Genomic DNA, 24,883 nt, shown 5'->3' with positions numbered 1-24,883 from the left:
CCCAGGGAAGGCGTGGTGGCGTTGTCGAGCACGGCCGGGACCGGGTCCCGGCCGCAGAACTGCTGGTCGCCGGGTCAGTCGCGTGCGATCCTGTGACGACCCACCCGAGATCCGCGTCCGTGCGCGGTGAGCAGACCAAGAGGGCCACCATGAGCCACCTCGAGCGCAGCACCTCCGGCCGGTCGGCCCTGGCGCTCGGCCTGCTGCTCGCCGCGGGGCTGGCGCCCTGCGGGCTGGTCGCCTCGCCGGCCGCGGCCAAGGCCGACGTGGTGGCCTCGGGTCCGTGCCGCGGCGCACCCGACAGCACCTGGAAGCTCAAGGTCGACCAGGAGGCCAACGGCAGCCTGACCGTCACCGCGGCCGTCTTCAGCGACGACACCGACGAGTGGGGCTGGAAGCTCAAGCACAACGACGACGTCTCGGCCAAGGGCACCGTCACCGCCCGTGACGCCGACAGGTCCTTCCGGGTCGCGCGCTCGATGGTCGACTTCACCGGCCCCGACGAGATCGTCTTCCGCGCCGGCAACAAGGACAGCGACGAGATCTGTCGCGGCGACGTCACGTTCAACGGGTGAGCACCCCCCTCCCCGGTGCGCTGGGTGCACCGCCCGCGCGTGCCACCTGGTTCCGCAGCCCGGTCGCCCTGCTCCTGGCCGTCAGCGCGGTGCTGGTGGCCGCCATCTTCGTGGCCACCAACGTGATCGCCGACGACGCCGCCCGCGACGCCGCCCGCGCCCAGGCCGAGTCGGTCAGCGAGCTCCTGGCCCAGACCACGGCCGAGCCGTACGTCGCTGCCGGCCTGCTCAGCGGCAAGTTCGGCGCCGTCGACAAGTTCTTCCGCAAAGTACCCAACCTGCTGCAGGCCCGCGACGTCGACAGCGTCGACCTCTTCGCACCCGACGGCACCTTGATCTACAGCCAGGACGACCCCGACGCCGTGCCCATCATCAGCCGCGAGCGCTATGCCCTGAGCAGCGCCCAGCAGCGGGTGCTGCGCGAGGGCGGCACCGGCTCCGAGCTGGCCGACCCGGCGTCGCCGCGCAGCCTCGACCGGGCCGGCGACGAGCGCGGGCTGGTCAAGATCTTCACCCGCATCGAGACCGAGACCGGCGAGCCGGTCCTCTTCGTCGCCTACTGGGCCCTCGACGGCCTGGAGGAGGGGCGCAGCGAGATCTTCGGCGCCTTCCGGTGGATCACCCTGGGGCCGCTCGTGCTGCTCTCCTTGATCTCGGCGGTGATGCTGGGGCTGCTCACCACCCAGGTGCGCCGTGCCGGCCGCGAGCGCGAGCGCCTGCTGGAGGCGGCGATGACCGCCTCCGACGCGGAGCGCCGCCGCATCGCGCGCGACCTGCACGACGGCGTCGTGCAGGACCTCGCCGGCACCGCCTTCTCGCTCTCCGCGGTGTCGCGCGACCTCGAGGTGCCGCCACACCTGCGCGGGCGCCTGGCCGGCGCCGGCGACTCGCTGCGTGACGGGCTGCGCTCGCTGCGCTCGCTGCTCGCCGAGATCCACCCGCCCGACCTGCACGGCAAGGGCCTGGCCTCGGCCGTGGCCGACCTGCTCGCCCCGGTCAGCGCGGCGGGCATCACCGCCTCGGCCAGCGTCGAGGACGTCGAGGACGCGCCCGCCGCCGAGGTGGCGATGCTGTGGCGGGTGACCCAGGAGGCGGTGCGCAACACGGTGCGCCACGCCGAGGCGTCCACGCTGGCCGTCACCGTGCGCGGCACCGGCTCGGGCAGCCTGCTGGAGGTGGTCGACGACGGCATCGGCTTCGACCAGGCGTGCCACCGCGGGCCCGAGCACTTCGGGCTCACCGGCCTGCGCAGCCTCGTCGCCGACGCCGGCGGGCGGCTCGAGGTGCGCTCCGCACCGGGCGAGGGGACCATCGTGCGCCTCGAGGTGCGCCGGTGAGCGCGGGGCCGATCCGGGTGGTGCTGGTCGACGACCACGCCGTGATCCGGGCCGGGCTGGCGCAGCTGCTGGCCTCGACCGACGACATCAGCGTCGTGGGGCAGGCCGGCGAGGGGCTGCAGGCGGTCGACGTGGTCCGCGAGGTGCGTCCCGACGTGGTCCTGATGGACCTGCAGATGCCCGGTGTCGACGGCGTGGCCGCGACCCGGCGGGTGCGCGCGGAGGTGCCGGGCGTCGACGTCCTGGTGCTGACGAGCTTCTCCGACAGCGAGCGGATCCTCGACGCCCTCGACGCCGGCGCGGTCGGCTACCTGCTCAAGGACGCCGACCCCGACGACGTGCTGGCCGGCATCCGGGCCGTGGCCCGCGGCGAGTCGCCGATCCACCCCAGGGCCGCGCGAGCGCTCCTGGGCGCCCGCTCCGGCAGCTCCCGGCCCCAGCTGACCGCCCGCGAGGTCGAGGTGCTGCGCCTGGTCCGCGACGGCCTGGCCAACAAGCAGATCGCGCGCCGCCTCGACATCAGCGAGCGCACGGTGAAGGCGCACCTGACCTCGGCCTTCGCCCGCATCGGGGTCGTGGACCGCACCCAGGCCGCGGTGTGGGCCCAGCGCCACGACCTCTAGTGTGCCTCGGGCAGCGGCGGGGGCGTGCCGCCCCACTCGGGGCAGATGGACCGGTGGGCGCACCAGTCACAGGCACGGCTGCGCCTGGGCAGCCACTCGCCGCTCTCGCGGGCCGTGCTGATCGCCTCCCAGATCGCCTGGACCCGGCGCTCGGTGGCCAGCAGGTCGGCCTCGTCGGGCTCGTAGCGCACGATCTCGCCGTTGCCCAGGTAGACCAGCTGCAGCAGCGCGGGAAGCACACCGCGGGTGCGCCAGAGCACCAGGGCGTAGAAGCGCATCTGGAACAGCGCCCGCTGCTCGAAGCCCACCGCCGGTGAGCGCCCCGTCTTGTAGTCGACCACCCGCAGCGCCCCGTCGGGTGCCACGTCGAGCCGGTCGACGAAGCCGCGCAGCAGCAGCCTCGACTCCAGCACCGCCTCGACGTAGAGCTCGCGCTCGGCGGGCTCGAGGCGGGTCGGGTCCTCGAGCGTGAACCAGCGCTCCAGCACGGTGCGGCACGAGGCGAGCCAGTGCGCCAGGTCGGGTGGGGGCCCGCCGTCGGTCCGCCCCGCCGCGCCGGGGTCGAAGAGCCCGGCCACGTCGGGCTCCGCGTCGACGAGGGTCTGCCAGGCCGGTGCCAGCATCTCGCCCGCCCGGGCAGGGGTGCGCTCGGCGGCCGGGAGGTCGAACAGGTCCTCCAGCACCTTGTGCACCAGGGTGCCGCGCACCGCGTCGGCCGACGGCGGCTCGGGAAGCCGGTCGATGGTGCGGAAGCGGTAGAGCAGCGGGCAGGTGACGAAGTCGCCCGCCCGGCTCGGTGAGAGGGCGCCCACGACCCGGACCCCGTCGACGGGCGTCGAGACGCGCTCGGCCGGCGAGACGTCGGGGGAGGGGACCGTGCAGCTCATGTGGGGAACCCTAGGCGCCGGCGCCGACAGCCTCGGTGGAGTGGGCGAGCACGAGGGTCCGTGCAGGGGTCGACTAGCCTCGAGGGATGTCCGCGACCCCGCCCGAGCCCAGGGCGTCCTCGCGACCGCCGGGCACCTTGAAGGTCGGCACGATCGCCGGCAGCGACGTGCTGGTCTCCTCGTCCTGGTTCCTGGTCGCGGGGCTGATCGCCGTGCTCGTGGCACCTCTCATCGACGACGTGCAACCGGGGCTGGGGAGCCTGAAGTACCTCGCCGGGGCCGCTTTCGCGGTGCTGCTCTACGGCTCGGTGCTGCTGCACGAGGCCTCCCACGCGGTGGTGGCGCGCCGCTTCGGCTTCACGATCAGCTCGATCACCCTGCACTTCCTCGGTGGGATGACCTCGATCGAGGGGGAGGCACGGCGTCCCCGCGAGGAGTTCCTCATCGCCGTGGTCGGCCCGCTCACCTCCATCGCCGTCGGGCTGGTCGCCCTCGCCGTGCACCCCTTCACCCCCGACGGGCTGCTGCTGCTCGCGGTCGAGGGCCTGATCTTCGCCAACCTCCTGGTGGGCGTGCTCAACCTCGTGCCGGGCCTGCCGCTCGACGGGGGCCGGGTCCTGAAGTCGGCCGTGTGGGGCATCACCGGCAACATGCACCGCGGCACCGTCGTGGCCGGCTGGGGCGGGCGTGCCACCGCCGTCGCCGTGCTGGTCTGGCCGCTGGTCCAGGAGCCCCTGACCGGGGCGCGGCCCGACCTGCTCGACTTCGCTCTCGTGCTGGTGATCGCGGTCTTCCTGTGGTCGGGCGCGACCGCCGCGATGACCTCGGCCCGCCTGCGCGCGCGACTGCCCCGCCTGGTCGCGCGCGACCTGGCCCGCCGCACCATCAGCGTGCCGGCCGAGCTGCCCCTGGCCGAGGCCGTGCGCCGGGCCAACGAGGCGCAGGCCGGCGGCATCGTCACCCTCGACCCGAGCGGTCGCCCCGTCGGCCTCGTGAGCGAGGCGGCCCTGCTGGCCACGCCGCAGGAGCGCCGGCCCTGGGTCCCGGCCTCGAGCGTGGCGCGGACCCTCGAGGTGGGGCTGCGCCTGCCGCTGGGCATCACGGGGGAGGAGCTGGTGCGCGCCATCACCTCCACCCCGTCGGCGGAGTACCTCCTGGTGCACCCCGACGAGTCGATCTACGGGGTGCTGGCCACCGACGACGTGGACCGCGCCTTTCGCGAATCGCGCTGACCCCGCGGCGGCGCCTAGGGTTCGCCCGTGTCCGAGCAGCCGAACCCGACCGAGATCGACGAGCCGACCCCGAGCCAGCAGCAGCCGGGGACGGCGTACCCGGACGTGCCCGCCGAGGCCTGGTCCGGCGTGCACCGTGGCCCGCTGCGCGAGGGCGAGTGGGTGCGCCTGACCGACAGCAAGGGGCGCAAGCACAACTTCGAGCTCCAGGCCGGCAAGCGCTTCTTCTCCAACAAGGGCCACCTCGACCACGACGACCTGATCGGCCGCGAGGAGGGCTTCACCCTCGCCAGCTCCGCCGGCGGCGAGTACCTGGTCTTCCGGCCCCTGCTCTCGGAGTTCGTGGTCTCGATGCCGCGCGGCGCGGCGGTGGTCTACCCCAAGGACGCCGCCCAGATCGTGGCGATGGCCGACATCTTCCCGGGCGCCCGGGTCGTCGAGGCCGGGGTCGGCTCCGGCGCCCTGACCTGCTCGCTGCTGCGGGCGGTCGGGCCGTGGGGACGGGTGTCGTCCTTCGAGCGCCGCGAGGAGTTCGCCGACGTCGCCCGCCGCAACGTCAACCAGTTCTTCGGTGCTCCCGCCGACGCGACCCACCCCGCCTGGGAGCTCACCCTGGGCGACCTCGCCGAGGCCCTGCCCGCGTCGGGCGAGCGCTGCGACCGGATCATCCTCGACATGCTCGCGCCGTGGGAGTGCCTCGACGCCGCCGCCGGAGCACTCGTGCCCGGCGGCATCGTGTGCGCCTACGTCGCCACCACCACCCAGCTCTCGCGCTTCGTCGAGACCGTGCGTGCCCACGGCGGCTTCACCGAGCCGCAGCCCTGGGAGAGCCTGGTGCGCGACTGGCACGTCGAGGGCCTGGCCGTGCGCCCCGGCCACAAGATGATCGGTCACACCGCGTTCCTGGTCACCGCCCGGCGCCTGGCCCCCGGCCAGAAGCCGCTGCGCAAGACCCGGCGCCCGGCACCGGGCGCCTACGGCCCCGACTACTCCGGGCCCCGGCCGCCGGGGCTGCCCGTGGAGCCGGACCCCCAGGACTGAGCCTCGGCAAATCTCGCCCGCACCTCGGCGAGCCTCTTCCCTGACGAGGTGTCGCGGGTAGGGTCGAGAGCCACACAGGAGGTGCGCTGATGTCGACATCCGATGGCAACTCGAACACCGGTCAGTCCCGCTCGTCCGGCCGCAGCCCGGAAGAGCTGCTCGGCCAGGTCCGCTTCCTGGAGGCCGAGGTCTCCGACCTGCGCCGCCGCCTGGGCGAGAGCCCCGGGTCCTCCCGCGGCCTGGAGATGCGCCTCAGCGACGCCCAGCGCTCGCTGGCCGCCGTCACCTCGCAGAACGAGCGCCTGGCCCAGACCCTGCGCGAGGCCCGCGACCAGATCACCAAGCTCAAGGAGGAGGTCGACCGGCTGGCCCAGCCACCGGCCGGCTTCGGCACCTTCCTGGCCCGCAACGACGACGACTCCGTCGACGTCTTCACCGGCGGTCGCAAGCTGCGCGTCAACGTCAGCCCGGGCGTCGAACTCGACGAGTTGACCCGCGGCCAGGAGGTCATGCTCAACGAGGCCATGAACGTCGTGGCCGCCCTCGACTTCGAGCAGGTCGGCGAGGTCGTGATGTTCAAGGAGCTGCTCGCCGACGGCGATCGAGCGCTGGTCATCGCCAACGCCGACGAGGAGCGCGTGGTCCGGCTCGCCGAGCCGCTGCGCGGCGACACGATCCGCGCCGGCGACTCGCTGCTGCTCGACGCCCGCGCCGGCTACGTCTACGAGAAGGTGCCGAAGTCCGAGGTCGAGGAGCTGGTGCTCGAGGAGGTCCCCGACATCGCCTACGAGTCGATCGGTGGCCTCAGCGGCCAGATCGAGGCGATCCAGGACGCCGTGGAGCTTCCCTACCTCTACCCCGAGCTGTTCAAGGAGCACGAGCTGAAGCCGCCCAAGGGCGTCCTGCTCTACGGCCCGCCGGGCTGCGGCAAGACCCTGATCGCCAAGGCGGTGGCCAACTCGCTGGCCAAGAAGGTCGCGGCGCGCAACGCGGAGTCGGGCCAGGGCACCGAGGTCAAGTCCTACTTCCTCAACATCAAGGGCCCCGAGCTGCTCAACAAGTACGTCGGCGAGACCGAGCGCCACATCCGGCTGGTCTTCCAGCGGGCTCGTGAGAAGGCCAGCAGCGGCACCCCGGTCATCGTGTTCTTCGACGAGATGGACTCGCTGTTCCGCACCCGCGGCAGCGGGGTCTCCTCCGACGTCGAGAACACCATCGTCCCGCAGCTGCTCAGCGAGATCGACGGCGTCGAGCTGCTCGAGAACGTCCTGGTCATCGGCGCCTCCAACCGCGAGGACATGATCGACCCCGCGATCCTGCGCCCCGGCCGCCTCGACGTGAAGATCAAGATCGAGCGCCCCGACGCCGAGTCGGCCCGCGACATCTTCAGCAAGTACCTGACCCCGGGCCTGCCGCTGCACAGCGACGACCTAGGCGAGTTCGGCGGCGACCGCTCCGCGTGCGTCGACGCGATGATCCGGGCCACGGTCGAGCGCATGTACGCCGAGACCGAGGAGAACCGCTTCCTCGAGGTCACCTACGCCAACGGCGACAAGGAGGTCCTGTACTTCAAGGACTTCAACTCCGGGGCGATGCTGCAGAACATCGTGGACCGCGCCAAGAAGATGGCGATCAAGGACTTCATCGACCACGACCAGCACGGGCTGCGCGTCAGCCACCTGCTGCAGGCGTGCGTCGACGAGTTCAAGGAGAACGAGGACCTGCCCAACACCACCAACCCCGACGACTGGGCACGGATCTCGGGCAAGAAGGGCGAGCGCATCGTCTTCATCCGCACCCTGGTCACCGGCAAGCAGGGCACCGAGCCGGGCCGCTCCATCGACACCGTGGCCAACACCGGCCAGTACCTCTAGGCCGCACGCACGAGCTCGGCTCAGGCGGGCCGGGTGGCCACGGCGCGGTAGCCGTAGGTCCAGGGGCGTCCGACCGCGGGGCCGGGCAGGTAGCGCTGCTCGCTGTCCTCGACCCGCAGACCGGCGTCGGCCACCAGCCGCAGCGGGTCGCGGGTCAGGTGGCAGCCGCCGGCCACGCGGCGCTGCACCGGCTCGAGACGGTGCTGCCAGGCACGCACCCGGTCGTCGGGGGAGACGCCGTGCTCGAGCAGGTGCAGCCGGCCGCCCGGTCGCAGCACCCGGTGCACCTCGCGCGCCGCGAGCGCGGCGTCGGGGATGGTGCACAGGCTGAACGTGCACAGCACGGCGTCGTACGCCGCGTCGGGGGCGTCGAGGCGCTGGCCGTCGAGGCCGACCCGCCGCACCGGCACCCGGCTCTCGCTGCGCCGGTCCTGCGACAACGACCAGCCCAGGTCGGAGGGCTCGACCGCGTCGAGCGAGACCACCTCCGGCGGCAGGTGTTCGATGTTGAGCCCCGACCCGAACCCGATCTCCAGGACACGGCCGGTGAGGCCCGCGCAGGTGGCTGCCCGCAGCTGCTGCACCGGCGGCCCCGCCAGCGCCCGGTCGACCAGGCGCGGCAGGACGCGTTCCTCCCACATGCTCATGCCCCGACCCTACGGCCGGACCTCGCGCAGGCGCCCCGCGTAGGCTCGGGGCATGAGTGTCAGACGGGTGATGGGGACCGAGGTCGAGTACGGCATCTCGGTGCCGGGCCAGCCGGGCGCGAACCCGATGGTCGCGTCCTCGCAGGTGGTCAACGCCTACGCGAGCGCGACCGTGAAGGCACGCCGGGCCCGGTGGGACTTCGAGGAGGAGTCGCCGCTGCGCGACGCCCGAGGCTTCGACATGTCGCGCCAGGTGGCCGACCAGTCCCAGCTCACCGACGAGGACCTGGGGCTGGCCAACGTCATCCTCACCAACGGCGCACGCCTCTACGTCGACCACGCCCACCCGGAGTTCTCCACCCCCGAGGTCACCACGCCCCTCGACATCGTGCGCTGGGACAAGGCCGGCGAGCTGGTGATGCTCGACGCCGCCCGGCGTGCCGGGCAGCTCCCGGGCGGGGCGCCGATCGTGCTCTACAAGAACAACACCGACGGCAAGGGCGCCTCCTACGGCGCGCACGAGAACTACCTGATGCGCCGCTCCACGCCGTTCGCCGACATCGTGCACCACCTGACGCCGTTCTTCGTCAGCCGCCAGGTCGTCTGCGGGGCCGGACGTGTCGGCATCGGCCCCGACGGGCGCGAGCACGGCTACCAGATCAGCCAGCGCGCCGACTTCTTCGAGGTCGAGGTCGGCCTCGAGACCACGCTCAAGCGCCCCATCATCAACACCCGCGACGAGCCGCACGCCGACCCCGAGAAGTACCGCCGACTGCACGTCATCATCGGCGACGCCAACCTCGCGGAGGTCTCGACGTACCTCAAGGTCGGCACCACCGCCCTGGTGCTGGCGATGATCGAGGACCGGTTCATCGACGCCGACCTGAGCGTCGAGAGCCCCGTCTCCGCTCTGCGGGCGGTCTCCCACGACCCGGGCCTCACGCACCTGCTGACGCTGCGCGACGGGCGCCGCCTCACCGCGGTGCAGCTGCAGATGGAGTACCTCGACCTGGCGCGCAAGTACGTCGAGGACCGGCTCGGCGCCGACGCCGACCCCCAGACCGTCGACGTGCTCGCCCGCTGGGAGTCGGTGCTCGACCGGCTCGAGCGCGACCCGATGTCGCTGGCCGGCGAGCTCGACTGGGTGGCCAAGCTCAAGCTGCTCGAGCAGTACCGCCAGCGCGACGCCCTGGCCTGGGACGACGCCAAGCTGCAGCTCATCGACTACCAGTACTCCGACATCCGTCCCGACAAGGGGCTCTACCAGCGCCTGGTCCGGGCCGGGCGCATCGAGCGGCTGCTCGACGACGCCGCGGTCGAGGACGCGATGCACGACCCGCCGCACGACACGCGGGCCTACTTCCGGGGCCGCTGCCTGGAGAAGTTCCCCGACGCGGTGGCGGCGGCGTCGTGGGACTCCGTGATCTTCGACCTGCCGGGGCGCGAGTCGCTGCAGCGGGTGCCGACGATCGACCCGCTGCGCGGCAGCCGGGCCCACGTGGGCGAGCTGATGGACCGCTGCACCAGCGCCTCCGAGCTCTTCGCGGCCCTCACCAGCTGAGGCGGGCCCGTCGGCTAGGGTCGGAGCATGGCCCAGGAGCAGAAGCAGCCGCGCAAGTCGACGGAGACCGAGGAGTCGGTCGAGACCGCCCCGGAGACCGACGTCGCCGAGCGCAAGGAGGCGCTCGACAGCGACGTCGACGACATCCTCGACGAGATCGACGACGTGCTGGAGTCCAACGCCGAGGACTTCGTGAAGTCGTTCATCCAGAAGGGCGGCCAGTGAGCGGGGGCGACCCGCGCCTGCCGGCCGGCTACCTGCAGCCCGGCACGTCGTCCTTCGCCGACTTCCTGGCCTCCCAGTCGCCCGAGCTGCTGCCGGGGCGCCGCACGCTGCCCGCGGGACAGGCCCACGACCTGGCGCCGCACGGCACCACGATCGTGGCGGCGACGTACCCCGGCGGGGTGCTGCTGGCCGGTGACCGCCGCGCCACGATGGGCAACATTATCGCCTCGCGCGACATCGAGAAGGTCTTCGCCACCGACGAGTTCTCCGCCGCCGGCATCGCCGGCACGGCCGGGCTGGCCGTCGAGCTGGTGCGGCTCTTCCAGACCGAGCTCGAGCACTACGAGAAGATCGAGGGCACCCGGCTCAGCCTCGACGGCAAGGCGAACCGGCTCTCGGCGCTCATCCGCGGCAACCTCGGGATGGCCATGCAGGGCCTCGCCGTGGTGCCGCTCTTCGTCGGCTACGACGTCGACGCCGCGGCCGGGCGCATCTTCAGCTACGACGTGACCGGCGGGCGCTACGAGGAGACCGGCTACCACGCGGTGGGCTCCGGCTCGCTCTTCGCCCGGGGCGCGCTGAAGAAGCTCTACCGCCCCGACCTGGGCGAGGACGACGTCATCACCCTGGCCGTGCAGGCGCTCTACGACGCCGCCGACGACGACTCCGCCACCGGCGGGCCCGACGTGGCGCGGCGGATCTTCCCGATGGTGCACCTGATCGGCGCCGAGGGTGGGCGCACGATCGAGGAGGAGCGCGTCGCGGAGGTCTCCGAGCGCGTCATCGCCGGCCGGATGGGCCGGCCGGACGGACCCCACGCCCCGCTGACCGGAGGTGCCTGAGCCGATGAGCGCTCCCTTCTACGTCTCGCCCGAGCAGCTGATGAAGGACCGGGCCGACTTCGCCCGCAAGGGCATCGCCCGCGGCCGATCGGTCGTGGCCGTCCAGTACGCCGACGGCATCCTCTTCGCCTCCGAGAACCCCTCCCAGGCGCTGCACAAGGTCTCGGAGATCTACGACCGCATCGCCTTCGCGGCCGTCGGTCGCTACAACGAGTTCGAGAACCTGCGCATCGCGGGGGTGCGGCTGGCCGACATGCGCGGCTACGCCTACGACCGCCGTGACGTGAGCGGGCGCGGATTGGCCAACGCCTACGCCCAGACGCTGGGCACGATCTTCTCGAGCGGCGGGGAGAAGCCCTACGAGGTCGAGCTGTTCGTGGCCGAGATCGGGCGCAGCAGCGTCGAGGACCAGCTCTACCGGCTGACCTACGACGGCCAGGTCGCCGACGAGCACCAGTACGCCGTCATGGGCGGCGCGGCCGAGTCGGTCGCCGGCTACCTCGAGCAGCACTACCGTCCCGACGCCGATCTCGACAGCGCCCTGGCGCTCGCCGTCGCCGCGCTGGGCCACAGCGAGACCGAGGACCGCACGATCGCGGCGAAGGACCTCGAGGTCGCCGTCCTCGACCGCACCCGCAGCCAGCCGCGCAAGTTCAGCAGGCTGAGCCCGGCGCGCATCGAGCAGGTCCTCGCCCACGTGTCCCCGGCGGCGACCGCGTCCCCCGCGGCCCCGGCGGGCGACGACGAGCCCCCGATCGCCCCCTGAGTCCCGGAGGTCCCCCCACGACGACCACGCTGGTCGTAGTGTTCACACATGGACCGCCGGATCTTCGGGATCGAGAACGAGTACGGCGTCACGTGCACGTTCAAGGGGCAGCGACGACTCAGCCCCGACGAGGTGGCGCGCTACCTGTTCCGCAAGGTCGTCAGCTGGGGGCGCAGCAGCAACGTCTTCCTGCGCAACGGCGCCCGGCTCTACCTCGACGTGGGCAGCCACCCCGAGTACGCGACGCCGGAGTGCGACGACATCGCCGAGCTGGTCACCCACGACAAGGCCGGTGAGCGGGTCCTCGAGGGACTGCTGCTCGACGCCGAGCAGCGCCTGCACGACGAGGGGATCGCCGGCGAGATCTACCTGTTCAAGAACAACACCGACTCCGCCGGCAACTCCTACGGCTGCCACGAGAACTACCTGGTCGGGCGGGCGGGGGAGTTCTCCCGGCTGGCCGACATCCTCATCCCGTTCCTGGTGACCCGCCAGATCATCGTCGGCGCCGGCAAGGTCACCCAGACCCCGCGCGGGGCGTCGTACTCGGTCTCGCAGCGCGCCGAGCACATCTGGGAGGGCGTCAGCAGCGCCACCACCCGCTCGCGCCCGATCATCAACACCCGCGACGAGCCGCACGCCGACGCCGAGAAGTACCGGCGCCTGCACGTCATCGTGGGCGACTCGAACATGTCGGAGACGACCACCCTGCTCAAGGTCGCCAGCTGCGACCTCGTGCTGCGGATGATCGAGGAGGGCGTGGTGATGCGCGACCTCACGATGGAGAACCCGATCCGCGCGATCCGCGAGATCGCCCACGACACCACCGGGCGGCGCAAGGTGCGCCTGGCCAACGGCCGCGAGGCCAGCGCGCTGGAGATCCAGGCGGAGTACCTCTCCAAGGCGCGCGACTTCGTCGACCGGCGCGAGATCAGCACCCCGGTGATCGAGCAGGCCCTCGACCTGTGGGAGCGCACCCTCAAGGCGGTGGAGTCCGACGACCTGGGCCTGGTCGACCGCGAGATCGACTGGGTGATCAAGTGGAAGCTGATGGAGGCCTACCGGGCCAAGCACGGGCTGCCGCTCGGCCACGCCCGGGTCGCCCAGCTCGACCTGGCCTACCACGACATCCACCGCGGGCGCGGCCTCTACTACCTGCTCGAGAAGCGCGGCCAGGTCGCGCGCGTCAGCACCGACCTGAAGATCTTCGAGGCCAAGTCGGTGCCGCCCCAGACCACCCGTGCCCGGCTGCGCGGCGAGTTCATCCGGCGCGCCCAGGAGCGGCGGCGCGACTTCACCGTCGACTGGGTGCACCTCAAGCTCAACGACCAGGCCCAGCGCACGGTGCTGTGCAAGGACCCCTTCAAGGCCCACGACGACCGGGTGCAGCGCCTCATCGAGGGCATGTAGCCCCGGCCCCGCCGGCTGGTGCCGGGCGGATAGGGTGCCCGTGGTCACCGGCGCGAGCGCGGTGGCGCCCGAGTCCTGCGACGTGAAGGATGTTCCCGGTGTTGCGACGCCCCGGACGGCCGATGGCCCTCCTCGTACCTGCTCTGCTGATCCCGGCCCTGGCGGCCTGCGGGTCGGACGGCTCCGACGACGTGCGCAGCGTGGTCTCCTCGGTCGAGGTCACCGGCGAGGTCGGCGAGGAGCCCGAGGTCGAGTGGACCGAGGACGTCGACCAGACCGGCGACGTCGAGGTGGAGGTGCTCGCGGAGGGTGAGGGCGCCGAGCTCGACGACGACTCGTCCGTGCTGGTGCAGTACCTGCTCAGCAACGGCTTCGACGAGTCCACGGCGATCAGCACCTACGCCGAGGCCACCCCCGAGGTGCTGGACCTGGGCTCGAACGAGCTGCCCGAGGTCTTCACCGAGGCGCTGTCCGGGCGCCGGGTCGGCGACCGGGTCGCGGTGGGCTTCGAGTCCTCCGAGCTCTTCGGCGAGGTCGGCAACGCCGCCCTGGGCGTGAACAACAAGGACCCGCTGCTGCTGGTGATGGACGTGCTGGGCCCGACCCCCGTCGACGTGCCCTACGCCGAGGAGGGTGAGGGCATCGCGCCCGACCTGGTGCTCGACGAGGACGGGCTGCCGGAGTCGATGCGCTTCAAGGGCATCCCCAAGCCGACAGGCGAGCTGCAGGTCGAGACCGTCGTCGAGGGCGCCGGCCCGGTCGTGCGCAAGGGCGACTCGGTGATGGTCGACTACCTGGGCTCGGTCTACGCCAAGCCCAAGCCGTTCGACACCAGCTTCGGCGCGACCCCGCTGGTGGGCACGTTGGGCCCCGGTGGGTTCGTGGCGGGCTGGAACCAGGGCCTGGCCGGCCGGAGCGTCGGCAGCCGGGTCTGGCTGGTGGTCCCGCCCGAGCTGGGCTACGGCCCGCAGGGCAACGAGAGCGCCAAGATCAAGGGCACCGACACGCTCTACTTCCTCGTCGACATCCTCGGCGTGGCCCCGCGGCCCGCGGCGGCCGACGCCGCCGACGAGGCGGCCGAGGAGGAGCCCGAGCTCAGCGAGGAGGAGCCCGAGGCGCCCAGCCCGGTCTCCGGCTCGCCGAGCGAGCAGGAGAGCCCGGCCGCCGAGTAGCAGCCACCAGCACGACGCAGCACACGACAGCACGACGAGACGAGCAGGGGAGGAGCGGCATGGCGGCGGTACGCAAGAGCGAGCGGCTGATGAACCTGCTCATCATGCTGCTCGTCCAGCGCCACTTCGTGCCCAAGCAGCGGATCCGCTCGATCCTCTACCCCGGCTCCACCGACGACGCCTTCGAGAAGATGTTCGAGCGCGACAAGGAGGAGCTGCGCAGCCTCGGCGTGCCGATCGAGGTGGGCCACATGGACGCCTACTTCGACGACGAGCCCGGCTACCGCATCCAGCCCGAGCAGCTCGGGCTGCCCGCCATCGAGCTCGAGGCCGACGAGGCGGCGGTGATCGGCCTGGCCACCCGGGTCTGGCAGCACGCGCGCCTGGCCGAGGCCACGACCGACGCGGTGCGCAAGCTGAGCGCCGCCGGCATCGACGTCGACGTCAGCGCCCTCGACATCGTCGAGCCGCGCCTGAGCGCCGACGAGCCGTCCTTCGACGTCTTCTGGGAGGCCACCCAGGAGCGCTGCGAGGTCGAGTTCGACTACCGCACCGCCGGCTCCGCCGAGACCATCACCCGGCACCTGCAGCCCTGGGGCGTCGCGCGGCACTCCGGGCGCTGGTACGTCGTGGGCCACGACACCGACCGGGGCGAGGAGCGGGTCTTCCGGCTCTCGCGCGTGCAGGGCCAGGCACGGCGCCGCGGCCCCGCGGCGGCGTACGACGTGCCGCCGGGCACCGACCTGCAGGCCCTGACCCGACGGCTGGCCCCCACCCCCGCGCCGGAGCAGGCGGTGCTGCTGGTGCGGCGCGGCGCCGGCCACCTGCTGCGCCGCGGTGCCGACAGCATCGAGACCGACGTGGTGGGCCCCGACGACACCACGACGTGGGACCGCCTCGTGCTCACGCGCAGCTCGCTCGGCCTGGCCGACGAGGTGCTGGGCCACGGCAGCGCCGTGGTCGTGGAGGAGCCCCTCGACCTGCGGGCCGAGGTCGTGGCGCGCCTGCGCACCACGCTGGAGACCGCCGCGGGGGAGCGCCGATGAGCGAGACGACACCGCGCCCGGCAGCCTCGGGCGCCAAGGACCAGGTCGCCCGGCTGCTGACCCTGGTGCCCTACCTGCACGCCCGCGACTCGGTGCGCCTCGACGAGGCCGCCGTCGCGCTGGGCGTCAGCCCCCACCAGCTGCTCAAGGACCTCAAGGTCCTGCTGATGTGCGGTCTGCCGGGCGGCTACCCCGACGACCTGATCGACGTCGACCTCGACGCCCTCGAGGATCCCGGCGGCGACGGCGTCATCCGGATCTCGAACGCCGACTACCTCGCCCGCCCGCTGCGCCTGACCCCGACCGAGGCCAGCGCGGTGATCGTGGCGCTGCGCGCGCTGCGCAACGGCGCGAGCCAGGACACCCGGCAGGTCGTCGACCGTGCCCTGGCCAAGCTCGAGGCGGCAGCGGCCGAGGCCGGCTCGGCGCGCATCGACCCCGGCCGCGACGGCGCCGACGTCGACACCGCGCTGCTGGCGCGGCGGCTGCAGGAGGCCGCCACCCAGCGCCGCCAGGTCCGCCTGACCTACTTCGTGCCCGCGCGCGACGAGGAGTCGGTGCGGGTGGTCGACCCGCGCGGCGTGGTGAGCGGGCAGGGGTGGAGCTACCTCGACGCCTACTGCCACAGCGCCGACGCGCCCCGGCTTTTCCGGCTCGACCGCGTCAGCGCGGCCGAGGTGCTCGACTCGCGCACCACCACCGACCCCGAGCCGCCACGCGACCTGTCCGAGGGCCTCTTCGCCCGCTCGAGCAGCACGACGGTGGCCACCCTGCGCCTGGCACCGCCGGCACGCTGGGTCGTGGACTACTACCCCGTCGAGGCGGTACGACCCTTGGGCGAGGGCCCCGAGGCACCCTGGGAGGTCGACCTCCTGGTCGCCGACGGGCGCTGGCTCACCCGGCTGCTGCTGCGCCTGGCCCCGCACGCGCGCGTGGTGCGACCCGAAGAGTTCACCGACACGTTCCTCGACGAGGCAAGCCGGACGCTCGGTCTCTACGAACACCTCACGTAGCATGGACACGTTCGCGCTCGCCGGCCGAGCCGTCCGCGTGCGACCCCCACACGACAGAAGGTAGTGAAGCTCCATGACCCCCATGATCGGAATGCCCCAGGGTGCTGAGTGGCTGGTCATCCTGGCCATCGTCATCATCGTGTTCGGTGCCGCCAAGCTGCCCGAGCTCGCGCGCGGCACCGGTCAGGCGCTGCGGATCTTCAAGTCCGAGACCAAGGGCCTGCGCGACGACGACAAGGACGACCAGGACGCCCAGGCCACGGTGACGCCCGACCCGTCGCCGAGCGAGCTGCCGCCGGCGCGCACCGACGACGCCGCGCCCCAGACGGGCACTGCGACCACCCCGAACCCCGCCGACAAGCACCACGGCTGAGCCGCCCGGTCCCGCCCAGCGCTCTCGCCTGATACACCCCTGCCCTCGTGTCGACACTCTCCGGGATCGCCAAGCTCTTCCTCGGCAAGCCGATGCACCCCGTCGGCGCCGACGGCCGGATGGCGCTCTCGGACCACCTGCGTGAGCTGCGCGCCCGGGTCCTCAAGGTCGCACTGACCCTGGTCCTGGCCGTCGCGGTCTCCCTGTTCTTCTTCGACCAGCTCTTCGACCTGGTCCTGGGTCCCTACAACAGCGCCCGCGAGAAGCTCGGCGACGAGGTCACCTTCCCCTCGACCAGCGGCGCGGGTGGCGGACTGCTGCTCTACCTCAAGCTGTGCGGCTTCGCCGCGCTGGTGGCCACCAGCCCGGTCTGGCTCTACCAGATCTGGGCCTTCATCCTGCCGGGCCTGCACGCCCACGAGCGCAAGTGGACCCGCGTCTTCGCCGCGATCGCCGGGCCGCTGTTCCTGGGCGGGATCCTGCTCGGCTACCTGACGCTGCCCAAGGGCCTGGAGATCCTGATCGGGTTCAACCCCGAGGGCATCGTCAACATCGTCGAGTTCTCCGAGTACCTGCAGTTCTTCACCCGCACCCTGCTGGTCTTCGGCATCGCCTTCGAGATCCCGGTCTTCGTGGTGCTGCTCAACCTGGCCGGCGTGGTCTCCGGGGCCAGCCTGGGCAAGCACCGGCCCTGGGTCGTCATCGGCATCTTCATCTTCGCCGCGATCGCCACCCCCTCGGCCGACCCGTTCACGATGACGTTCATGGCCGTGCCGATGGTGCTGCTGTTCTTCGTCGCCGAGATCATCGCCCGCTTCAACGACCGCCGTCGCGCCAAGCGCAAGATCAACGCCGGGCTCTCGCCCGACGAGGCCTCGCCCCTGTGACCCGCCGCGCCGACGACACCGGGCCGGTCACCGAGGTCGACCCCTTCGACCTGCCCGAGTGGCTGGGCGAGCAGGACGTGACGTGGCGCGCCGGCTCGGGGCTGCGCACGGGCCACCGGGTCACCGGGCGGCTCGAGGGGCCGGGGGAGCAGGACCACCACCCGTGCGACCTGCTGGCCGTGGACGAGGCCTACCCGCTCCCGGTGCTCGACGACCAGACCCGTTCGCGCGCCCACCTCGCCTGGCGGCACGGCCAGGTGCTGCTGCTGGCCACCGCCGGCTCGCCGCTGACCCTCGCCGTGCCCGGCACCGCCTTCGACGCCGACCTGGCCCTCGACGCGCTGAGCCGGCTGGCCAAGGCGGTCGGCGCCTCCCCGGAGCACTACGCGGTGCTGCTGCGCATCGGCCACGACGCCGGACCGGGCCGCGGCTGAGCGCTAGGGTCGGCGGATGCCGCCCCCGCGCGAGATCGCGCTGCTGACCAACCCGACCGCGGGCAAGGGGCGCGGTGCCGCGGCACGCGGCGCGGCGCTGCCCCGGCTGCGTGCGGCGGGCCTGGCGGTGCGCGACCTGCAGGGCGCCGACGCGGCGGAGGCGGCCGACCTGGCCGCCGAGGCCGTCGCGGCCGGGGTCGAGGCCCTGGTGGTCGTCGGTGGGGACGGCCTGGTGCACCTGGCCGCGCAGGTGCTCGCGGGCACCGCGACGCCGCTCGGCGTCGTACCGGCCGGCACCGGCAACGACGTGGCCCGCTACCTCGACCTGCCCCGTCGAGACCCCGCCGCGGCCGCCGACCACGTGGCTGCGGCGGTGCTGGCGGGCCGCAGCCGGGCGATCGACCTGGCCCGCGAGAGCCGGGGCCGCTGCTTCGTGACGGTGCTGTGCGCGGGCTTCGACGCGGTGGTCAACGAGCGGGCCAACCGGATGACGTGGCCGCACGGCCAGATGCGCTACAACATCGCCACCCTGGCCGAGCTGCGCACCTTCGCGCCGCTGCCCTACGTCCTCGAGCTCGACGGCGCCACCCGCGAGCTGGAGGCGATGATGGTCTCGGTGGGCAACGGCCCGTCCTTCGGCGGCGGGCTGCGGATCACCGAGGGGGCGCTGCTCGACGACGGCCTGCTCGACGTGGTCGTGATCAAGCCGATGAGCAAGCCGGCCCTGGTGCGCACCTACCCCCGGCTCTTCACCGGCAGCGTCAGCTCGCACCCGGCCTACGAGCACCACCGCGTGCGACGGGTGCGGGTCTCGGCGCCCGGGATCGTCGGGTACGCCGACGGCGAGCGGTTCGGCGCGCTGCCGCTGGAGATCGAGGCGGTGCCGGGCGCGCTGCGGGTGCTGGGCTGAGCGCGCCGGCGGCGTACCACGCGTGCTTCGGGGCCTCGCGTAGGTTGGGACCATGACGACCGACGAGCTGTCCCCGTCGGAGCGGTACGCGCAGTTCCGGCGTACCCGCGAGCACCCGGTGCTCAAGGACTTCCGCGCCCTCTACGCCTTCCCGCTCGACGAGTTCCAGGTGCAGGCCTGCCGCGAGATCGAGGAGGGCCGCGGCGTGCTGGTCGCGGCGCCCACCGGCTCCGGCAAGACCATCGTGGGCGAGTTCGCGATCCACCTGGCGCTGGCGACGGGCCGCAAGGCGTTCTACACCACGCCGATCAAGGCGCTGTCGAACCAGAAGTACCACGACCTGGTGGACCGCTACGGCGCCGACCAGGTCGGCCTGCTGACCGGTGACAACACCGTCAACGGCGAGGCTCCGATCGTGGTGATGACCACCGAGGTGCTGCGCAACATGCTCTACGCCAGCTCCTCGACGCTGATGGGCCTGGGCTTCGTGGTGATGGACGAGGTGCACTACCTCGCCGACCGCTCGCGGGGCGCGGTGTGGGAGGAGGTCATCATCCACCTGCCCGAGTCGGTGGCGCTGGTCTCGCTCTCGGCCACGGTCTCGAACGCCGAGGAGTTCGGCGAGTGGCTCGAGACGGTGCGCGGCGAGACCACCACGATCGTGGAGGAGAAGCGGCCGGTGCCGCTCTTCCAGCACGTGATGGTGGGGCGCCGCCTGCTCGACCTCTTCGCCTCCTCCGACGTCGACGCGGCGGCCGGCTTCGTCAAGGAGGGCGCCCCGGTCAACGACGACCTGCTCAAGGTCGCCCGCGACGACTGGGCGGCCTCGCGCATCAAGGACCGCCGCTCCCCGCGGGGGCGCTCGCAGCCGGGCCGCTCGTCGCCGGCCAAGCAGGTCGGCAACGGTCGCCGGGTGTGGATCCCCAGCCGGGCCGACGTCATCGACCGGCTCGACCGCGAGGGCCTGCTGCCGGCGATCGTCTTCATCTTCAGCCGGGTCGGCTGCGACGCGGCGGTCACCCAGTGCCTCAACGCCGGGGTGCGGCTGACCAGCCCGCGCGAGCGCGACGAGATCTTCGCCTACGTCGAGAACGCCTGCTCGCACCTCTCGGCCGACGACCTGCACGTGCTGGGCTACCACGACTTCCTCGACGGACTGACCCGTGGCGTGGCCGCGCACCACGCCGGCATGCTGCCGGCCTTCAAGCAGTGCGTGGAGGAGCTCTACGAGCGCGGCCTGTGCAAGGTCGTCTTCGCCACCGAGACCCTCGCGCTGGGCATCAACATGCCGGCGCGCACCGTGGTCATCGAGAAGCTCTCGAAGTGGAACGGCGAGACCCACGCCGACATCACGCCGGGGGAGTACACCCAGCTCACCGGACGCGCCGGACGCCGCGGCCTCGACACCGAGGGCCACGGCGTCGTGCTCTGGCAGCCGGGGATGAACCCGCGCGAGCTGGCGGGGCTGGCCTCGACGCGCACCTATCCGCTGCGCTCGTCGTTCCGCCCGTCGTACAACATGGCCGTCAACCTGGTGCACCAGTTCGGGCGGCACACCGCGCGCGAGCTGCTCGAGCAGTCCTTCGCGCAGTTCCAGGCCGACAAGGCCGTCGTGGGCCTGGCGCGCCAGCTGCGCAAGAGCGAGGACGCGCTGGAGGGCTACGCCGAGGCCGCGCAGTGCCACCTGGGCGACTTCATGGAGTACGCCGCGCTGCGCCGCCAGATCAGCGACGTCGAGAAGGGCGCCAACAAGGCCCGGCGCGCCGACCGGCGCGCGGAGGCCATCGAGTCGCTGCGCCACCTCAAGCCCGGCGACGTCATCGAGGTGCCCACCGGCAAGTTCGCCGGGTACGCCGTCGTGGTCGACCCCGGCTGGTCGCCGGAGGGCCCGCGCCCGCTGGTGGTCACGCTGGAGAAGCAGTCGCGCCGGCTGGCGATGATGGACTTCCCCGAGCCGGTCGAGGCCCTGACGCGGCTGAAGATCTCGCGCTCCTTCAACGCCCGCAACCCGCAGATGCGCCGCGACCTGGCGGCCCAGCTGCGGATGCGCACCCGGGACCTGCCGCCGCGCCACCTGCGCAAGGGCGCGCAGGCGCCGGGCCGTCCCCACGGTGGCGAGCCCAGCGCGTGGGAGAGCGAGGTGACCGAGCTGCGCCGCCGGCTCAAGGCGCACCCGTGCCACGAGTGCGCCGAGCGCGAGGACCACTCCCGCTGGGCCGAGCGCTACTTCAAGCTCGAGCGCGACGCCGCGACCCTGGCCCGTCGGGTGGAGAGCCGCACCAACACCGTGGCGCGCCAGTTCGACCGGGTCTGCGAGGTGCTGACGGCGTTGGGCTACCTGACCGACGAGGGCACCGACGCCTCGGTGACCGAGCAGGGCATGCACCTGCGCCGGCTCTACTCCGACATGGACCTGGTGGCCGCCGAGTCGCTGCGCCTGGGGGTCTGGGACGACCTGTCGCCCTCCGGCCTGGCCGCTGCCCTGTCGACGCTGGTCTTCGAGGCTCGCCGACCTGACGACGCCTCGTCGCCGCGGGTGCCTGGTGGGCCCACCAAGGACGCCATCGGCGCGATGGTGCGGCTGTGGGGCGACCTGGACCACCTCGAGAAGGACCACAAGCTCGACTACCTGCGTCAGCCCGACCTCGGCTTCGCCTGGATCGCCTACCGCTGGTGCGAGGGCGACGACCTCGACGACGTGCTCGGTGAGAGCGAGCTGGCCGCCGGTGACTTCGTGCGGTGGATGAAGCAGCTGCTCGACCTGGCCGGCCAGGTCGCCGACGCCGCCGGTGACTCGCCGGTGCGGCGCACGGCGCGCCAGGCCATCGCCTCGATGCGGCGCGGCGTCGTGGCCTACTCCGGGGTCACCGAGGAGGAGTAGGTGCCGATGCCGGGCACGACGACGAGTCGTTGGTCCTGGGGTCCGGTCCAGGTGTAGTGGCCGTGGTCCATCCGCCGGTAGCGCCATCGTTTGGTGGGGTCGGTGGTGGTCTTGGCCCGGTGATGTCGTCTGCAGAGTGGGGCGAGGTTGCCTGGATGGGTTTGGCCGGGTGGTCCGTGTGGGTCGTAGGGGTCGATGTGGTCGAGGTCGCAGCGCCTTGCTGGGCGGCGGCAGTCGGGGAAGACGCAGTGCTGGTCGCGCAGGACGACCAGCTCGCGCATCCACTCCGGCGGGTCGTGGGCATCGACGGGGTCGCCGCGGTCGGGGTCGAGGACCGGGGTCACCGTGACCCGGGCGCCGGTGAGCCAGTCACGGATCATCGCGCTGGTGGCGGGGCCGAGGTCCTCCACCCGCCCCAGGGGTGCGATGTCACCCTCGGGGGTCGCGGTGAGGTGCACGTAGGCCTTGTAGGGCCGGGTCGGTGCGGGGCTGTCGCCGTGGGCGCGGGCCCGGTCGACGATGACCTGCAGCGCCAGCACCCGGCGCCGGGCCAGGGGCAGGTCGGGGTAGGTGGCCAGCAGGTCGTGGGCGGTACGCCCCACCAGGTCGTGGAGGTCGGCCAGGGTGGCGGTGTCGCCGGTGATCTGCATCCACGAGGTCCCCAACCACCGTCCGTCACGCGCCCCGGCATGGGTCACGGCGACGTCCCACGACTCCCGCGCCTTCTGCTCGGCCTCTTCGAGTGCGTCGGTGTCGTAGCGGGCCCGAGCGGTCTCGACCAGCCGGGCCAGCACCACCGGCCCGACCCGGTGGGCGCGGGCGGCGATCTCGGCGTCGACGTAGGCCGCCGCCTCGGGTGAGAGGCTGCTGGTGGCCTGGGCGATGCTGCGTGCACGCCACACCGGCACCTCGAGGGCCTCCACGCGGGCCATCACCCGCGGCAGCCGGTGCGCCAGCTCGAGCGCATCGGCCATCAGGGCCAGGGCGGCGGTGGTGGAGATCTCCATCGCTGCTGCGAGGGGTTCGGCGGAGAACGCGGCGACCATCGGGCGCCCGTCGCCACCGATCTTCTCCGGGCAGTCCAGGTCGCCCCCGACCTCCCCGAACCCCGCCGCCAGCCTCGGGTCGTCGACGGTGTTGGTCTCGCACCAGCGGATCGTGGCGTGCAGCACCGCACGGGCCGCCGCGGCCTCACGGGCCTTGGCCTGCTCGGCGAACCACAGCACCGAGTCCCGGTCCAGGTCATCGACCCGCACCGGACCACCCGCGAGGTCCGTCTCGATCAGCATGCACCCACTCAAGCACCAGCCACCGACAGTGGCGCTGCACCCGTGCTGACCTGCGACGATGATGTCGATCGGGTGTCCCCAGCGAGGACGTCGACGGCCAGGGTCGTGCGCGGTCGTCCGTGATGACGAACCGAATGATCCGGCTCTGTCGATGAGCGGTCGCGGTGTCCAGCGGTTCGCCTAGTCTCTGCGCGTGCCTGCGAACGACATCGCCACCGTTGCGACCAACGCCGGAATGCTCGCTCTCTGGAGGTCCTCAGCCTTTGCCGATGTCGATGGCTACGAGGTGTGGGAGGAGCGAGTGAACGATCGACTCGATGACGCGATCCAGTCCGGGGAACTTGTTCCAATCGGTATCCAGAGTGACGGCGCATGGGGTGTGCGCCTCGCCGTTGCCCCAGACGCTGCGACGGAGCGAGAAGCCGCTTGCACGGTCGTCACCAGCGAGCCCTACCTCCTCGTAGCGGACGGCAGCCCACTTGTTCTCAGCGGAGTCGAAACCGTCGGCGACCCGTCGGCAAGTCCTGTGAGCCTGTCCTTGCCGGAGGGCAGGTACGCGGTCCGCGCAAAGATCATTGCGTGGGACGAGGAGCCGGGAGCGCGCGACGGCTCGGGCAAGCGAGGACCGAACGCCCTGGCTGACTTCCTGGTGCTTGTTGAGCCGTCCAAGGGGAGCGAGCACTTCCGGACCAGCGATCTGACGTTCGACACGCCGGGGTGAGAAGCGATCGCTCATGCCGATGGTCGGGCGCTTGCTACGACCGTTCTGGCGGCCCAATGAGGGGTATTCGCTGCACCTCGCGCCCGGCTTGGTCCAGGCCCACAAGAGCAGTCACGTCTTCGATCGCGGGCCGAACCAGGACGAAGATGCGCAGCGCGTCCCCGCCCGCTGTCGCTTCGACAGGGAATGCAGCCGTTGACGCCTCGGAGTGTCGGGCGTCGTCGTGACTCTCTGCACGCACCGTCCGGATGCGAGAGGTGGTGAGCCCGTACAGGTAGTAGTTTCCCTCCCCAGGCGTTAGCCCACCGCCGAACCCGATTTCAGTCGTTCCGGGGACGTCGAATCCGGACCCGCTCTCGCGCTCGGCTCCGTTCACGAAGAGGGCCAGGTGGTGTGGATACCCCCGATCGCCTTTAGGCGCGTAGTGGAGCGTCCAGGGCTCCCCATCCGGGGCAACGCCCTCAGCCACAACGACAGTCCGGACTTCGCTCATTCGGTCAGCCTTCCAGAGAACCGAGGCAGCAACGTCCGAATCTGCCGCGATCAGTGGGGGTCCTGCTTGCGGAGGTCTCCCGCCTACGGACTCTCCGGGTAGGCCAGCAGCGCGTGCGTCGCGCCGGTCTTGTTGATGCACTCTCGCAGTGCGACTTCTGCGTCGCCTATCAAGACGCCGTTCAGATCGTCCCTCCAAGCGAACGTCCCGCCACCCCCGGTGAAGATCGAGTCGACCAGAGCGTTCGGCGATCCTTGGAAGTCGCCTTCGAAGACAACCTCACGTCGCGATTCGTCCCACGACGTTCCCGGAGGCCAGAACACGACGCTTTGACCGATCATCAAGCAGCCTTCACGCAGGTCGAGACGTCCACTGATGCCTGCGGTCGGGTAAGGAATCTTGGGGTCCGCAACCCGAGTGATGACAGGACTCGCGGCTCCGTCCGACGAGTCCGCCATCACGGCGCCAAAGCCCAGCAGCAGTATCGCCAGCGTTACCAGACCGAGACCGCGCAGACTCGTCATGACTATCTGACGCCTCAGCATGCCGAAAGGTTGCACGGGCAAGGCGCGCTCATCTGCCGCGTAGCGTGCGCGTCAGCGCGCGCTCATCTGCCGCGTAGCGTGCGCGTCAGCGCGCGCTCA

The 24,883-nt window shown here is 72.0% G+C and carries 25 protein-coding genes; 20 read left to right on the top strand and 5 right to left on the bottom strand.

Translation table 11 applies throughout. The features are described from left to right. Positions 1 to 149: 149 nt before the first annotated feature. The 3 genes from ABKW28_RS18780 to ABKW28_RS18770 are packed head-to-tail and all read left to right on the top strand — an operon-like array spanning position 150 to position 2,535. The gene (locus ABKW28_RS18780) at positions 150 to 575 is read left to right on the top strand and encodes a hypothetical protein (protein ID WP_193668833.1); all 426 of its coding nucleotides are present in this window, start codon (positions 150 to 152) and stop codon (positions 573 to 575) included. Next, complete coding sequence (locus ABKW28_RS18775; protein ID WP_193668832.1) at positions 572 to 1,912, top strand: sensor histidine kinase; 1,341 nt, start codon at positions 572 to 574, stop codon at positions 1,910 to 1,912. The genes ABKW28_RS18780 and ABKW28_RS18775 overlap by 4 nt, the downstream gene beginning before the upstream one ends. Next, positions 1,909 to 2,535 (top strand): response regulator transcription factor, encoded by a 627-nt coding sequence (locus tag ABKW28_RS18770; protein ID WP_193668831.1) that lies wholly within the window; start codon positions 1,909 to 1,911, stop codon positions 2,533 to 2,535. The genes ABKW28_RS18775 and ABKW28_RS18770 overlap by 4 nt, the downstream gene beginning before the upstream one ends. On the opposite strand, the gene ABKW28_RS18765 is transcribed toward ABKW28_RS18770, so the two are convergent. After that, entirely contained in the window at positions 2,532 to 3,422 is an 891-nt protein-coding gene (locus tag ABKW28_RS18765; RefSeq protein ID WP_348612369.1) for a PD-(D/E)XK nuclease family protein, read from the bottom strand. The genes ABKW28_RS18770 and ABKW28_RS18765 overlap by 4 nt on opposite strands. Positions 3,423 to 3,508: 86 nt before the next feature. Between ABKW28_RS18765 and ABKW28_RS18760 the strand changes: the two genes are divergently transcribed. The 3 genes from ABKW28_RS18760 to arc all read left to right on the top strand — a co-directional run bounded on the left by ABKW28_RS18760 (position 3,509) and on the right by arc (position 7,569). Then, positions 3,509 to 4,654, top strand: coding sequence for a site-2 protease family protein (locus ABKW28_RS18760; protein ID WP_348612367.1), 1,146 nt, complete (start codon positions 3,509 to 3,511; stop codon positions 4,652 to 4,654). 129 nt (positions 4,655 to 4,783) lie between these two features. Beyond that, positions 4,784 to 5,695, top strand: a complete 912-nt coding sequence (locus ABKW28_RS18755; RefSeq protein ID WP_193668937.1) for a tRNA (adenine-N1)-methyltransferase — start codon at positions 4,784 to 4,786, stop codon at positions 5,693 to 5,695. Between the two features lie 89 nt (positions 5,696 to 5,784). Next, positions 5,785 to 7,569, top strand: coding sequence for a proteasome ATPase (gene arc, locus ABKW28_RS18750; RefSeq protein WP_348612365.1), 1,785 nt, complete (start codon positions 5,785 to 5,787; stop codon positions 7,567 to 7,569). Between the two features lie 20 nt (positions 7,570 to 7,589). Here the strand turns inward: arc and ABKW28_RS18745 are convergent, their stop codons facing one another. Further along, entirely contained in the window at positions 7,590 to 8,216 is a 627-nt protein-coding gene (locus ABKW28_RS18745) for a class I SAM-dependent methyltransferase (RefSeq protein WP_348612363.1), read from the bottom strand. Positions 8,217 to 8,268: 52 nt separating this feature from the next. Between ABKW28_RS18745 and dop the strand changes: the two genes are divergently transcribed. The 13 genes from dop (at position 8,269) to ABKW28_RS18680 (ending at position 21,736) form a co-directional block, all read left to right on the top strand. Further along, positions 8,269 to 9,777 (top strand): depupylase/deamidase Dop, encoded by a 1,509-nt coding sequence (dop, locus tag ABKW28_RS18740; protein WP_193668826.1) that lies wholly within the window; start codon positions 8,269 to 8,271, stop codon positions 9,775 to 9,777. 27 nt (positions 9,778 to 9,804) lie between these two features. After that, on the top strand, positions 9,805 to 10,002 hold the full coding sequence (locus ABKW28_RS18735; protein WP_193668825.1) for a ubiquitin-like protein Pup: 198 nt from the start codon (positions 9,805 to 9,807) through the stop codon (positions 10,000 to 10,002). Further along, positions 9,999 to 10,844 (top strand): proteasome subunit beta, encoded by an 846-nt coding sequence (gene prcB / locus ABKW28_RS18730; protein WP_193668824.1) that lies wholly within the window; start codon positions 9,999 to 10,001, stop codon positions 10,842 to 10,844. Before ABKW28_RS18735 ends, prcB begins: the two co-directional genes overlap by 4 nt. A 4-nt stretch (positions 10,845 to 10,848) precedes the next feature. Beyond that, on the top strand, positions 10,849 to 11,610 hold the full coding sequence (gene prcA, locus ABKW28_RS18725; RefSeq protein ID WP_348612361.1) for a proteasome subunit alpha: 762 nt from the start codon (positions 10,849 to 10,851) through the stop codon (positions 11,608 to 11,610). Positions 11,611 to 11,658: 48 nt separating this feature from the next. Then, the gene (gene pafA / locus ABKW28_RS18720) at positions 11,659 to 13,020 is read left to right on the top strand and encodes a Pup--protein ligase (protein WP_193668822.1); all 1,362 of its coding nucleotides are present in this window, start codon (positions 11,659 to 11,661) and stop codon (positions 13,018 to 13,020) included. Between the two features lie 98 nt (positions 13,021 to 13,118). Then, positions 13,119 to 14,192, top strand: coding sequence for an FKBP-type peptidyl-prolyl cis-trans isomerase (locus ABKW28_RS18715; protein ID WP_348612359.1), 1,074 nt, complete (start codon positions 13,119 to 13,121; stop codon positions 14,190 to 14,192). 59 nt (positions 14,193 to 14,251) lie between these two features. After that, entirely contained in the window at positions 14,252 to 15,238 is a 987-nt protein-coding gene (locus ABKW28_RS18710; protein WP_348612357.1) for a WYL domain-containing protein, read from the top strand. Continuing rightward, positions 15,235 to 16,251: a WYL domain-containing protein gene (locus tag ABKW28_RS18705; protein ID WP_348612355.1), complete on the top strand. Its 1,017-nt coding sequence runs from the start codon at positions 15,235 to 15,237 to the stop codon at positions 16,249 to 16,251. The genes ABKW28_RS18710 and ABKW28_RS18705 overlap by 4 nt, the downstream gene beginning before the upstream one ends. A 73-nt stretch (positions 16,252 to 16,324) precedes the next feature. Then, the gene (locus tag ABKW28_RS18700) at positions 16,325 to 16,624 is read left to right on the top strand and encodes a twin-arginine translocase TatA/TatE family subunit (protein ID WP_227491661.1); all 300 of its coding nucleotides are present in this window, start codon (positions 16,325 to 16,327) and stop codon (positions 16,622 to 16,624) included. A 47-nt stretch (positions 16,625 to 16,671) separates the two neighbouring features. Continuing rightward, positions 16,672 to 17,511 carry a twin-arginine translocase subunit TatC gene (gene tatC, locus ABKW28_RS18695; protein WP_307822722.1) on the top strand — a complete coding sequence of 280 codons (840 nt, stop codon included), beginning with the start codon at positions 16,672 to 16,674 and terminating at the stop codon, positions 17,509 to 17,511. Then, positions 17,508 to 17,945: a hypothetical protein gene (locus ABKW28_RS18690; protein ID WP_348612353.1), complete on the top strand. Its 438-nt coding sequence runs from the start codon at positions 17,508 to 17,510 to the stop codon at positions 17,943 to 17,945. The genes tatC and ABKW28_RS18690 overlap by 4 nt, the downstream gene beginning before the upstream one ends. 16 nt (positions 17,946 to 17,961) lie before the next feature. Then, positions 17,962 to 18,855 carry a YegS/Rv2252/BmrU family lipid kinase gene (locus ABKW28_RS18685; protein ID WP_348612351.1) on the top strand — a complete coding sequence of 298 codons (894 nt, stop codon included), beginning with the start codon at positions 17,962 to 17,964 and terminating at the stop codon, positions 18,853 to 18,855. A 52-nt stretch (positions 18,856 to 18,907) separates the two neighbouring features. Continuing rightward, entirely contained in the window at positions 18,908 to 21,736 is a 2,829-nt protein-coding gene (locus tag ABKW28_RS18680; RefSeq protein WP_348612349.1) for a DEAD/DEAH box helicase, read from the top strand. Here the strand turns inward: ABKW28_RS18680 and ABKW28_RS18675 are convergent. Beyond that, a complete protein-coding gene (locus ABKW28_RS18675; protein ID WP_348612347.1) occupies positions 21,709 to 23,025 on the bottom strand; it encodes an HNH endonuclease signature motif containing protein in 1,317 nt (438 codons plus the stop codon). The two genes, ABKW28_RS18680 and ABKW28_RS18675, sit on opposite strands and share 28 nt — an antisense overlap. Before the next feature lie 193 nt (positions 23,026 to 23,218). On the opposite strand from ABKW28_RS18675, the gene ABKW28_RS18670 reads away from it, so the two are divergent. Next, entirely contained in the window at positions 23,219 to 23,746 is a 528-nt protein-coding gene (locus tag ABKW28_RS18670) for a hypothetical protein (protein WP_348612345.1), read from the top strand. 34 nt (positions 23,747 to 23,780) lie between these two features. Here the strand turns inward: ABKW28_RS18670 and ABKW28_RS18665 are convergent, their stop codons facing one another. Next, entirely contained in the window at positions 23,781 to 24,239 is a 459-nt protein-coding gene (locus tag ABKW28_RS18665) for a hypothetical protein (RefSeq protein ID WP_348612343.1), read from the bottom strand. A gap of 83 nt (positions 24,240 to 24,322) precedes the next feature. Further along, positions 24,323 to 24,763, bottom strand: a complete 441-nt coding sequence (locus ABKW28_RS18660; RefSeq protein ID WP_348612341.1) for a hypothetical protein — start codon at positions 24,761 to 24,763, stop codon at positions 24,323 to 24,325. Between the last annotated feature and the right edge of the window lie 120 nt (positions 24,764 to 24,883).

It is taken from the genome of Nocardioides sp. 31GB23 (genome assembly GCF_040012395.1).
GTDB classification, from domain to species: domain Bacteria; phylum Actinomycetota; class Actinomycetes; order Propionibacteriales; family Nocardioidaceae; genus Nocardioides; species Nocardioides salarius.
The sequence above is the reverse complement of the archived record's forward strand: the minus strand, read 5'-3'. Positions and strand labels throughout refer to the sequence as shown.